The 12757-nt window shown below is 61.5% G+C and carries 9 protein-coding genes; all 9 read right to left on the reverse strand.

The window, feature by feature from the left end; translation table 11 throughout:
- Nucleotide 1: 1 nt before the first annotated feature.
- Nucleotides 2-1024, reverse strand: a complete 1023-nt coding sequence (locus AC1RBR_RS14740; protein ID WP_492565183.1) for an ABC transporter permease — start codon at nucleotides 1022-1024, stop codon at nucleotides 2-4.
- The gene (locus AC1RBR_RS14745) at nucleotides 1024-2088 is read right to left on the reverse strand and encodes a microcin C ABC transporter permease YejB (RefSeq protein WP_007967873.1); all 1065 of its coding nucleotides are present in this window, start codon (nucleotides 2086-2088) and stop codon (nucleotides 1024-1026) included. Before AC1RBR_RS14745 ends, AC1RBR_RS14740 begins: the two co-directional genes overlap by 1 nt.
- Complete coding sequence (locus AC1RBR_RS14750; protein ID WP_492565185.1) at nucleotides 2075-3925, reverse strand: extracellular solute-binding protein; 1851 nt, start codon at nucleotides 3923-3925, stop codon at nucleotides 2075-2077. Before AC1RBR_RS14750 ends, AC1RBR_RS14745 begins: the two co-directional genes overlap by 14 nt.
- Before the next feature lie 224 nt (nucleotides 3926-4149).
- Complete coding sequence (locus AC1RBR_RS14755) at nucleotides 4150-6792, reverse strand: TonB-dependent receptor (protein WP_492565187.1); 2643 nt, start codon at nucleotides 6790-6792, stop codon at nucleotides 4150-4152.
- A 116-nt stretch (nucleotides 6793-6908) separates the two neighbouring features.
- On the reverse strand, nucleotides 6909-7412 hold the full coding sequence (locus AC1RBR_RS14760; RefSeq protein WP_027613695.1) for an RES family NAD+ phosphorylase: 504 nt from the start codon (nucleotides 7410-7412) through the stop codon (nucleotides 6909-6911).
- A complete protein-coding gene (locus AC1RBR_RS14765) occupies nucleotides 7409-7885 on the reverse strand; it encodes an antitoxin Xre/MbcA/ParS toxin-binding domain-containing protein (RefSeq protein ID WP_492565189.1) in 477 nt (158 codons plus the stop codon). The genes AC1RBR_RS14760 and AC1RBR_RS14765 overlap by 4 nt, the downstream gene beginning before the upstream one ends.
- Nucleotides 7886-8154: 269 nt before the next feature.
- Nucleotides 8155-11076: a TonB-dependent receptor domain-containing protein gene (locus AC1RBR_RS14770; RefSeq protein ID WP_492565190.1), complete on the reverse strand. Its 2922-nt coding sequence runs from the start codon at nucleotides 11074-11076 to the stop codon at nucleotides 8155-8157.
- 90 nt (nucleotides 11077-11166) lie between these two features.
- Nucleotides 11167-12114 (reverse strand): FecR domain-containing protein, encoded by a 948-nt coding sequence (locus AC1RBR_RS14775; RefSeq protein WP_492565192.1) that lies wholly within the window; start codon nucleotides 12112-12114, stop codon nucleotides 11167-11169.
- Nucleotides 12111-12620, reverse strand: coding sequence for a sigma-70 family RNA polymerase sigma factor (locus tag AC1RBR_RS14780; RefSeq protein ID WP_492565194.1), 510 nt, complete (start codon nucleotides 12618-12620; stop codon nucleotides 12111-12113). The genes AC1RBR_RS14775 and AC1RBR_RS14780 overlap by 4 nt, the downstream gene beginning before the upstream one ends.
- Nucleotides 12621-12757 lie beyond the last annotated feature (137 nt).

Raw genomic sequence — 12757 nt, forward strand, 5'->3', positions numbered from 1 at the left:
CTCAAGCCCTCGGATCATAAGCATCTCGGCAGGCCTCACCGATGAACACCAATAGAGAAAGAATCAGCGCCAAGGCAAAAAAAGCCGTCAGCCCCAACCACGGCGCTTGCAGATTGCTCTTGCCCTGGCCGATCAGTTCGCCCAGCGAAGCGCTGCCGGCGGGCATGCCGAAACCGAGAAAATCCAGCGCCGACAAGGTCGCGATCGCCCCGGTGAGGATGAACGGCAGATAGGTCAGGGTCGCGCTCATGGCGTTGGGCAGGATGTGCCGACTGATCACCTGCACATCGCCAACCCCCAGCGCCCGCGCGGCTTTCACGTATTCCAGGCCGCGGCTGCGCAGAAACTCGGCGCGCACCACATCGACCAGACTCAGCCAGGAAAACAGCGCCATGATCCCCAGCAACCACCAGAAATTCGGCTCGACGAACCCGGACAGAATGATCAGCAGATACAACACTGGCAGCCCCGACCACACTTCCAGCAACCGCTGCCCGAGCAGATCGACCCAGCCACCGTAATAGCCTTGCAAGGCACCGGCCGCAATGCCGATCAGCGCACTGGCAGCCGTCAGTGCCAAGGCAAACAGCAGCGACACCCGCGTACCGAAGATCACCCGCGCCAGCACATCCCGTGCCTGATCGTCGGTGCCCAGCCAGTTCTCGCCGCTCGGCGCACTCGGCGCCGGTTCAGTCAGGTCATAGTTGACCGTATCGAAACCGAACGGGATCGGCGCAAACCACATCCGCCCGCCCTGCCCCTCAATCAACTGCCGCACCTGCGCGCTGCGATAGTCCGGCTGGAACGGCAGCTCACCGCCGAAATCCTGCTCGGTGTAGCGCTTGAACGCCGGGAAATACCACTGCCCCTGATACTCGACCATTAGCGGTTTGTCATTGGCGATCAGCTCGCCGCCCAGGCTCAGGCCGAACAACAGCAAGAACAGCCACAGCGACCACCAGCCACGCCGATGCGCCTTGAACCGCGCCCAGCGCCGCTGTCCGATGGGAGATAGAGTCAGCATCAGGCAGTCCTCGCGGTAAAGTCGATGCGCGGGTCGACCAGCGTGTAGCACAGGTCGCCGAGCAGTTTTATCAGCAGGCCGAACAGGGTGAAGATGAATAGCGAACCGAACACCACCGGATAGTCGCGCGACACCGCCGCCTCGTAACTGAGACGGCCAAGGCCATCGAGGGAAAAGATCACTTCGATCAGCAACGAGCCGCCGAAAAATACCGTCACCAGCGCCTGCGGTAATCCGGCGACCACCAGCAACATCGCGTTGCGAAACACGTGGCCGTATAACACCTGGCGCTGGCTGAGGCCCTTGGCCCGGGCCGTCACCACGTACAGCCGCGAGATTTCGTTGAGAAAGCTGTTTTTGGTGAGAATCGTCAGCGTGGCGAATCCGCCAATCACCAGCGCGGTGACCGGCAGCACCAGATGCCAGAAGTAATCGGCCACTTTGCCCCACGGTGACAACTCGGCGAAGTTGTCAGAGACCAGCCCGCGCACCGGAAACCAGTCCAGCGCGGAGCCGCCGGCAAACACGATGATCAGCAGTAACGCAAACAGGAATCCCGGCATCGCGTAGCCAATGATGATCGCCACGCTGCTCCAGACATCGAACGCCGAACCGTTGTGCACGGCCTTGCGGATGCCCAGCGGAATCGACACCAGATAGGTGATCAACGTGGCCCACAAGCCCAGCGACAAGGTCACCGGCAGCTTCTGCCAGATCAGCTCGGTGACGCTGGCACCGCGGAAAAAGCTCTGGCCGAAATCCAGTTGCGCGTAGCTTTTGAGCATCAGCCACAGGCGCTCGCCGGCGGGTTTGTCGAAGCCGTACTGACGCTCGATATCGGCCACCAGTTTTGGATCGAGGCCTCGGGTGGCGCGGGATTCGCCGCCGATGGTTTCGACATGACCGCCGCCCACCGCAGCACCGACACCGATGCCCTGCAAGCGCGCAATCGCCTGCTCGACCGGGCCACCCGGCGCAGCCTGCACGATGACGAAATTGACCAGCAGAATAGCGAGCAAAGTCGGCACGATCAGCAGCAGACGCCGCAGGCTATAACCCCACATGCGCATACTCCTTTTGCTGTTGCTGCATCTGTGTGGCGGTCAACGCAGTCGGGCTGATTTCCCACCAGGTATCGAGCCCGGCGTCATACAGCGGCGCCGTCGCCGGGCGACCAAAACGGTTCCACCACACCGTGGAAATCCCCGGCGGGTAATAGTTGGGAATCCAGTAATAGCCCCACTGCAACACCCGATCCAGGGCGTGAGCATGGCGCAGCAGACTTTCGCGGTTGTCGGCCTGTACCAGCCCTTCGAGCAAGTCATCGACCGCAGGATCGCGCAACACCATGTAGTTGTTCGAGCCAGGATCGTCGGCACCGTCGGAGCCGAAGTAATTGAACATCTCGCGCCCCGGTGCCTGACTCACCGGGTAACCGACGACGATCATGTCGTAGTCGCGGTTGCGCACGCGGTTGGTGTACTGCGCGGTGTCGACCTGACGAATATCGAAGCCGATGCCGATCTGCGCCAGGTTGCGTTTGAACGGCAGCAGCAGCCGTTCAAAGCCCTTCTGACCGTTGAGAAAAGTGAACTGCAGCGGCTCGCCATTGGCATTTACCAATTGATGGCCACGGGGTTTCCAGCCGGCGGCTTCCAGCAGTTTCAGGGCTTGCAACTGCTCGGCGCGGATGTTGCCGCTGCCGTCGGTTTTCGGCGCTTCGAAGACTTGGGTGAACACCTCGTCGGGGATCTTGCCGCGCCACGGTTCGAGGATTTTCAGTTCCTCGGCATCCGGCAACTCGGTGGCGGCCAATGCGCTGTGCGAGAAGTAACTGCGCTGGCGCAGGTACATGCTGCGCATCATCTGCCGATTGCTCCATTCGAAATCCCAGAGCATGGCGATCGCCTGCCGCACCCGGCGATCCAGAAACATCGGTTTTTGCAGGTTGAACACGAAACCCTGCGAACCTTGCGCGGCACCCGGCGCCAGATGTTCGCGAAGCAATTTGCCCTGCTCCAGCGCCGCCCCGGCATAGCCGATGGTGTAACTGGTCGCGGAAAACTCGCGGTTGTAATCGAAGCCACCGGCCTTGAGCACTTGCCGGGAAACATCGGTGTCGGCGAAGAACTCCACGCTCAAGTGATCGAAGTTATAGAGCCCGCGAGTGATCGGCAGGTCATTGGCCCACCAGTCGGCAACACGCTGAAATTTCACGCTGCGCCCGGCATCCACCGCGCTGATCCGGTACGGGCCGCTGCCCGGCGGGATCTCGAAACCGGCGCCCTCGGCGAAGTTGCGCATGCGCCACCAGTGTTCCGGCAACACCGGCAGCGTTGCCAAATCCAGTGGCAGGGTGCGGCTGTCATTGTTCTTGAAGTTGAAGCGCACTTGCGTCGGCGACTCCACCACTACGTCGGCGACGTCACGAAACTGCTGGCGATATTTGAGGCTGCCCTGCGTGGTGAACAGTTCGAAGGTATAACGCACGTCTTCGGCAGTGATTGGCGTGCCGTCGTCAAACCGGGCCTTGGGATTGAGGTAGAAGCGCAGCCAGCGACGATCGGCATCCAGTTCCATCTGCTGCGCCACCAGGCCGTAGACGCTATAGGGTTCATCCTTGCTGCGATAGGCCAGCGGCGCGTAGAGCCAGCCGTCGATGTCGGCGACGCCGGTGCCTTTGTCGGTGTACGGAATCAGGTGATCGAACGGGCCGCTTTCCAGTGAGGAGCGGCGCAGCGTCCCGCCCTTGGGGGCGTTTGGATTGGCGTAGGCCAGGTGTTGAAAGTCCGGGGCGTATTTGGGGGCTTCGCCGTAGACCGTCAACGCGGGTTGCGGGGCGGCCCAACTGAATGGGCTTAAGAGCGCAAAAGCGCTGAACAGAATGAGCCTGGATAGCATTGGCAGATCCTTTCACAAGGTGTTGCGACTGGCCTCTTCGCGAGCAAGCCCGCTCCCACAAGGAAGTTGTGCTCACCGCAGATTCCCCGTGGGAGGGCTTGCTCGCGAAGAGGCCAGTACAGTCACCAAACCTTCTGCCTACCTGTGATGTGCAACAGGCCGGCGATTTTTATAGGGCAGGCTTAGATCAATAAGTGACTAAAACCCGCCGCGTCTGGGCAATCTCAGAACTTGTAATTGACCCGCGTGTACAACGTCCGCCCGAACGGGTCGCCGTATTTCGGGTCGTAGCCGCTCTGGAAGGTGTAGGTCTGGTTGCTGAAAGGTGGCTCGCGGTCGAACAGGTTCTTCGCGCCGAGGGTCACGCTCAGGGTTTTGCGCCAGGTGTAGGTGCCGGCCAGATCCCAGACGTTGTACGAGCCGACGTAATCGTGGGTCTCACGGTCGGAGTCGTGGTAGCCGCTGGTGTAGCGGTTGGTCAGTGCCACACCGTAGGGGCCGTAGTTCCAGCTGCCGGTCAGGCTGTGGCGCCAGCGGGCCACGGCGCCGGCCGAGGAAAAGTCGCCGCCACGGAAATCGCCGAGCTTGTCGATGTAGTCGCCCTTGAGCTGCTGCTGGTACTCGTAGCGGCTGACATAGGTGCCTTGCAGGCCGATGCCGAAGTTGCCGTACGGGGTGCTCGGCAAGCGGTAATCAAAGCTGACATCGACACCACTGGTCTTGATCTTGCCGAGGTTGGCCAGCCCGGTGACGATGTGATCGATCGAGCCATCAGGCTTGCGCACCAGGCGATCCGGATACAGCTCCGGGTTCTCGAACACCGCCGACTCGGGGAATTCGGCGATCTGGTTGGCGATGTTGATCCACCAGAAATCCAGCCCGGTGCTCAGGCGCTCGAATGGTTGATAGACGAAACCGAGGGTAACGTTGCGCGCGGTTTCCGGACTGAGGTCAGTGTTGCCGCCGGTGCGGCTGTAGAACTGCTGGGCGCAGTCGCGGTTGGCGATCCCGCCGTTGCTCGGGTTGCCACCGGCACACAGTCGCGGGTCGTTGTAGTTGGCGACGGTGAACGTGGTGAAGTTCGGGTTGTACAGCTCATACAACGACGGCGCGCGAAAACCTTCACTGTAGGCGCCGCGCACCACCAGTTCCTTGAACGGCTGGAAGCGGAACGAGTACTTCGGGTTGGTGGTGCTGCCGAAGTCGCTGTACTTGTCGTGGCGCACGGCGGCGGACAATTCCAGGCTGTCGAGCACCGGCACGTTGACCTCGGCATATTGCGCCGAAACGCTGCGATCCCCGGCAACGCTGGCATTCGGGTCGACACCGAGGCTCTGCACATCGGCGGCGAACTGGGCGAAGTCCTGATGGAAATCTTCCTTGCGGTATTCGCCACCCAGCGCCAGTGCCGAAGGGCCGGCGCCGAACCAGTCACCGATCTCGCGACTGACACGTCCATCAATCGCCTTCACCCGCCCTACCGCCGTCGAGTAATCGCCGTCCACCGCGTTGGCTGCCAGCAGCGCCTGCCCAGCGGCGGTCTGCGCGCCAAACGGGTTGATGATGCCGTTGGCAATACCGGCGCTGACGGCGCGGTCGTTGACATAGCCGGCCTCGATGGCATTGACCACTTTGTTCTGGTTGTACGAAGCGCCGACGTTGTAGTCCCACCCAACCACGCTGCCATCGAAGCTCAACAGCAAACGCTGGCCGGTGTTGTCGTCTTCGTGCTGGCGCGCGCCGACGGCGGTTTCGCGCCAGTTCACATCCACCGGTTGCGTCGGGTCGAGGGCGAAACCGTTGGGGCCGGGGGTAATGCCGTTACCGGGATAGAACGTCGTGCCAGGATTGACCTGATTACCCATCAGCGTACCGGGGCCGATCTGCGTGCGGTTTTCGTTGCGCGCCCAGAAGTATTCGAGGCTGACGTTGTGATCATCCGCAAGCTTGCCGGTGGCTTTGGCGAAAGCCGAGGTCTTCTCGGTTTCCGGCACCAGATCGAGATAGTTCCACAGGCTCTGGCGGCAGATGCCATTGCGCGCCAGCAGGCCCGGGGCGTTGCAGCCGGAACCGGCCAACGGGTTGGTGGCGTTGCTGCCCTGACTCCAGTTGGCCGGCGATGCGGTGCCGGAGGTGTAATCGAGACCACGTCCGGGCTGATAGTTGTAGGTGTAACCACGGTCTTCGGCAGCCAGGCGTTGCTGCTTGTCATGACTGACTACGCCGAACACGTTGAAACGATCATCCTGCAAATCGCCGAAGCCCCAACTGCCGCTGAAGTTACGACTTTCACCACCGCCGGCATGGGTCGGCGTGTCGTAGTGGGTGCTGAGCTGGCCTTCGGTGAGGCTGGCCTTGGTGATGAAGTTGATCACCCCGCCGATCGCATCGGTGCCGTACAGCGCCGAGGCGCCATCACGCAGCACTTCGACACGGTCGATGGCGGCGAACGGAATGGTGTTCAGGTCAACCCCGGAGCCATTGATCGCATTGGTCGCGTTGTTGCTCAGCCGCCGACCATTGAGCAGCACCAGCGTCTTGTTCGGGCCGATTCCGCGCAAATCGGCATACGACGCCCCGCCGCTGCTCGAACCCACCGAACGCCCCGAGCCGACTGATGACTGGTTGGCGGAAATCCGGCTGACCAGTTCTTCGGTGGTGCTCACCCCCTGCTCGCGCAATTCTTCAACTCGCAGAATGGTGACGGGTACTGCTGTTTCCGCATCGACCCGGCGAATCGCCGTGCCGGTAACTTCGACCCGTTGCAACTGGGTCGTGGGTTCGTCGGCAGCGACTGCCGGCAAGGTATTGATCGCCAGCAGCAAGGCCAGGCTCAAACGGGATCTAACGGGTGAAAAATGGATCATGAACAGCCATCCCTGCGTTTTGGTTTATGCAGGGATGTGCAATGGACAGCAGCGTTTTATAGAGCCCGATTTAGACCGTTGGGTGATGAGGTTATGCAAAAAATGGCACGTGTGGATCAGGCCAGCTCCATCTCCCTCAGCAACCGTGTATCCAGCCCGAACCGCTCCTGGGAAACCATCCTGAACTGCCCCTCCGCCAATTCGCAGCTCACCAGCAGATTCCACGAATGCCGGGTTGCCGCCGAGGGGATCAGTACAAACGGATGCTCTGCCAATAACGCATCGGCGAACAATTGTTGATTGGGAGAAGGCTTGGCGGGGCTCAACCAATAAGGATTCGGCACATCCTCCGGCTGGACGATTTTCACTTTTGCTTCGCTGACGACCTCAAAACACGTGAGCACATAAGGTTCACTGTCCAGCGCATCAAAGCTGTGATTGGCTGCCACCTCCAGAATGGCCGAAGACGGATCGACTGATGCATAAACGACTCGCCGCCCGGGTATGTTCCATCGGCCACCATTGAGATTCGAACCCATGCCGCTGTCCCACGTCCCGCCATAAACCTCGGGGTCCAGCCGCCAGGCATACCAGTGCTCGTCCCAGGGCAAGGGATTCATGTGTAAACCCCGTATATCAGTTGCCCCAGATATTGCTCCACCATCTGAAAACCCAGTGAATGCCGGATCAACTCCACCGGTACGCGTCGGTTCAGGTAGGTGCTGGGTTTGCGCAGCCACTCCTCGGCCCGGGACTGGCGTCCGAAGGCGCGAGTGGCCTTTTCCAGCACCAACGCATATTGGTAGGCGACGACGCTCTGCTGCGGGTCAAGCCGTACCGTTTTACCTTCCTTCAGTAATCGCCGTACGGTGCTGACCGACTTGCCGGTGATGCGTTTGACCATGTCGCCTTGCAGATAAAGCTCAGAGGTTGAAAGCATGTTGACGACATCGCTCAGCTCAAAACCTTCGTCGGTCAGGTCGACGATCAGAAAGGCATCGTCACCTATGTTCCGGCCATTCACGAGCAAATCGACAGGTCTGCCCTCGGCCCTCTTCACCCCCGTCAGCCGGGGCACCTTGACGCTGGGCATCGCGACCTCCTCCATGGGGCATCTGGCACGATCGGTGCGCCAGTGAAGGCGATGGGAATAAGCAGGCGTTTCGTATTCGAGGTGGGGAGTTCGCATAATCCATCCGTTATCAGAGGCCTGAGCGTCCAAGCCGTTTACGACTTCAATGTCAGCTCCGATGCTATAGATCGCGCTTCCGACGACCAACCTGAGAATGTCGTCGGAAATATCCCCGTTTCTGCAAAAAACTCCCCCGTTTCCGTAGGACGTTACTCACAAATTCCGCGCACTCAACTGCCGAAGTGATAACTCACATCCAGCCACCACTGCCGCCCGTACGGGTCATAGTTGCCGGTCGGGTAATACGGCCAGCCGGCCGAGTCATCGTGTTTGATCTGGTTGAGCACGTTGTTCACGGTCAGGCCGACACTGGCGCGGTCGTTGAGTTTGTAGCGGGCGCTGGCGTTGAACACCGTCCAGGGCGACAGACGCCCGTCACCCGCGCCGTTTGTCACGGAGCCGTAACGAATGCCCATCAGCGTCGCCGTGGCCTTCTGGTAGTCCCAGGTCAGACTGGCGTTGACCTTGCTGCGCCAGTCGTAATTGGTCCGCGACGTGCGCCAGTCCTGAGTCGGCGCTTCGTCCGACTCCTTGTAGAAATGCGAAAGCACCAAGGTATAACCCAGCGCCGAGCTGAACGCGCCGTACTCACCAGCACCCCAGCGGATGTTGCTCTTGAAATCCAGACCGCTGACCCGCTCGCTGGCGGCGTTGATCGCATTGACCCGCACCCGTTGCAACTGGTTGGGGTCAATCGCCGCATTGCCCGGGTTGCGGTCGATGCGTGCCAGGGTCGATTGGCAGTTGGCCGAATTGATGTCCTGGGTGCCGTTGCGGCATTCGTTCTCTTGCTGCAACAGGCGGTTCTCGTCGACGGTGGTCAGCAGGTCGTCGATCTCGACCCGCCAGAAATCGGTGGAGAAATCGAAATTGCGCGACGGCGACCAGACAAAACCATAGGTCCAGGATTTGCCGCGTTCGGACTCAAGATCCGGGGTGCCGCTCTGGGTGTAGTCGACCCGCCCACGATCACACGCGCCCTGCACGCCCTGGCTGCAACCGTAGTAGTCGATCTGCGCCGGGTAGTAACCGTTGCTGTCGGACTGGTAGATGTAGTTCAGATCCGGCGCGCGGAAACTGGTGCCGTAACTGCCGCGCAGCAACAGGCTGGTGATCGGGCGCCATTCGAGGCCGAGGTTATAGGTTTTCTGTTGCTCGCTACGGCCGCTGAATTTGTACTGGTCCCAACGCCCGGCGGCGGTGGCCAACACGGTGTCGGTGACCGGAATGCTGAACTCGCCGCCCGCCGCGTAGCGCTTGCGCGAACCGCCGGAGCTTTGCGCCGGGCTCACGCCATAAAAAGTGCCGTCATTCAGACCGTCGTCCGGGTCGACGCGATATTCCTGTTTGCCCGCTTCCAGCACGCCGGCAAACCCGACCGGGCCGGCCGGCAGGTCAAACAAGTCGCCATTGATCGAGGCGTTATAGCTGGTGGAAACCGACTTGCTGCGCTGGGTCAGGTTGCTGCGAAACTGCTCCCACTCTTGTGGCGTCAGCGGGCGATCGAGACGCGAGGCGTCCGGGGCGAACACCGGATAACCGCCACTCACGCCCAATTGCGGGCCGAGGTAGAAATCCTGAATCGATGACAGAGGCGTGTAGCGCGTGGTTCTGACGCTGCGATATTCCGAACGGTTGGCCGCCAGATCGTAACTCCAGCCAGTGTCGGCGATCTTGTCCGAGAGGCCGAGGGTGCCGGTCCATGAAGTGTCGGTCCACTTGCTGTTGTTGCTGGTGCGGCCACCGATTTCCTCTTCACCGTAACGGCGATACCAGCGCTCCAGATTGCCGCTGTTCTGGTTGATGAAGTCCGGCGAAGTAAAAGTCGGGCCACGGGTGTTGTTCTGGATGTGATCGAGGCCATACATCAAGTCGGCAAACACCTGACCGCTGTCGCTGAAGTGCCAGGTGCCGCGGGTGTAGCCGTCGTAGTTTTCCTTTTGCGTCTGGATCGTCCAGTAATCGTTGTACATCTGATCGGTGCGGCAACGACCCGCGTTGTTCAGCAGCTTGTTGTCGAAAGTGCCTTGATAGGCGCCGCAACCGGGGCCGAGGTAGCGATTGTTGCTCAGGTCGCGACGGTAACCGACATCCGCCAGCGGGCCGCTCTGCATGAAGCCGCGATCGTCGGCCCAGATCGGATCGCGGTTGGTCAGCTCCAGGCCGAACAGGCCGTCGAAGTCGCCCCAACTGCCGCCGCCGCTGATTTGCAGGCGCTGATTGTCGCCACCGCCACGCTCGCTGGTGCCGCCCTTGAGATTGACGTCGATGCCATTGATCTGTTTCTTGAGGATGATGTTGACCACCCCGGCAATCGCGTCCGAACCGTAGATCGCCGAGGCGCCGCTGCTGAGAATTTCGATACGCTCGATGACTGCCGAAGGAATATTCGCCAGGTTGGTGAAGTTGACCTTGCCATCGTATGGCGTCGGATAATCGGCGACGCGCCGGCCGTTGATCAGCACCAGCGTGTGGTTGGGGCCGAGGCCACGCAGGTTGATCGCGCTGGCCGCCGGCTGCCAGGTGTTGCCGTAGTCCTCGCCTTGGGTCATGCCGGTGTTTTGCGTCTGCGTCGCCAGCGCGTCATAGACGTTCTTGTAGCCGCGCGCTTCCATCTCTTCGTGGGTGATGACGTTGACCGGGGTCGCGCCATCGCTCTGCGCGCGGGCGATTCGCGAGCCGGTGACGGTGACCTTTTCCATGCGGTAATCGGCGCTGGTGGCTGGGGCCACAGCGGTGACTTTGGCCGCCACCGGCGTACTCGCCGCGCCTTCGCGCACGCTCAGGCCCTGGGCACTTTGCTCGACTTGCAAGCCGCTGCCGCGCAATGCCTTCTCGACAGCCTGACGCCCGTCCAGCGCGCCGCGCACCGCACTGCTGCGCTTGCCCTGCACCAGATTCTGGCTGAAGGAAATTGGTACGCCGGTCTGGCGCGAGATATCCAGCAAGACCTCGTCGAGCGGGCCGCTGGCGATGTCGAAGGTGTAGACCTGGGCCGCAGAATCCTGCGCATACACCGCGATCGGCCCTAGCCCCATCGCCAGTGCGGCGGCGAGGGTCAGGTGCGGTAATTGTTGTTTGAATGAAATCATCAAGGGCTTCCCTGTTGAAGGCGTCTGCAGGGAATGAGCAGCGGGCCGGCGCTTTTTATAGGGCGGCGATTAGGCCAAGAAGTTATGACGCTATAACCGCGCGCCGATGCTGACCCAATAGGGGTTGTGCCAGGTGACGCGGATCGGCAGCGAACGCTCCAGCAATTGCAGGGTGCGGTCACTGTCGTCCAGCGGATAGAGGCCGCTCAGGCGCAGATCGGCCACTTCGGGACTCAGGTGCAGAATGCCCCGGCGATAGCGGCGCAGGCTGTCGATCACCTCGCTCAGCGGCCGGTCGCGTACTTCCAGTCGACCTTGCACCCAGGCACTTTCCTGACCGGTGCTGCGCTCCAGAGCCAGAATGTCCTGAGCGTTGAACAGCAGACTTTCCCCCGCCTCCACCACTTGCCGCGCACCGCCGGCGGTGAGCACTTCGACCTGCGAGTGCAGCATCACCAGCCGGGTAGCATCGTCGCCCTGTTGCACGAGGAATTTGGTGCCCAGCGCCCGCATCCGTCCGTGTTCGGTCGCGACCACGAACGGCCGCGCGGGATCCTTGGCCACATCCACCAGCAACTCACCCGAGCGCAACGCCAGCAAGCGTTGAGTCGCATCGAATTGCGTCACCACCCGCGTACGTGCATTCAGGCTCAGCGCAGTGCCATCCTCCAGGGTGAAATCGCGTCGCTCGCCGGTGCCGGTCGCCAACTCCCCCGCTTCCGGTAGCCAGCCATAGCGGCGCCCGAGCAACGCGGCCAGCACCGCGACACCGAGCACGCTCAAGCTGCCACTGACAAAGCGCCGCCGGCTCGACGGCGCATTCAGGCTATGCAGCAGACTGTTGCGCGGCAGCTCGCGCAAGGTCGGGTTGCGCAGCAGGTTCAGGCCGCCGCCCATTTGTTCGATGATCCGCTGATGGCGCGGGTCAGCCGCGCGCCACGCTTCGAACGCGGCGCGCTCGCCGGCGCTGGCTTCCCCGGACTGCAACAGCGCCATCCACTGCGCCGCCTCATCGATCACCGCCTCGTCCGGCCTCATGCCTGCATCGCCTGATAGCAACGTTTGAAGGCTAAGACCATGTACTGCTGCACACGGCTGGTGGAAACCCCGAGCCGTTTGCCGATTTCGCTGTAGGTCAAACCGTCGAGCTGATGGTAGAGAAACGCGGCTTTGGCCTTGGCCGACAAGCCATTGAGCAAGCGATCGACCGCCAGTAACGCCTCGATCACCAGCGCGCGTTCTTCCGGCGATGGATGCACCGGTTCCGGCGCCAGCGCCAGGCTCTCCAGATAAGCGCGCTCCAGATCCTGGCGGCGCCAGCCTTCATAGACCAGCCGCCGGGCGATAGTGGTCAGCAGCGCCCGCGGCTCGCGAATGGCGCTCGGGTCCGGCAGGGCCAGCACCCGTAAAAAGGTTTCCGAGGCGATGTCCTGTGCGCTGTGCGGGCAACCCAGCGTGCGGCCAACGGCAGCGCACAGCCAGCGATAGTCCTTTTGGAACATGTGCCCAATCATCCGGTAATGCGGGTTCTGAACATCACCCATGCCTTGCTCCCTGAAACGGGTCCCACCCGCTGCGAAAAACCATCGTTCTGCCGGGATCGTCCGGCTCTTGATCAGGCGCGACTGTGCAATAGCGCTGCGGACATTTGAAGTAATAAAAAATCAGGATAAGCAAACCT

The organism is Pseudomonas sp. GW823-FHT01D03 (assembly GCF_058798255.1).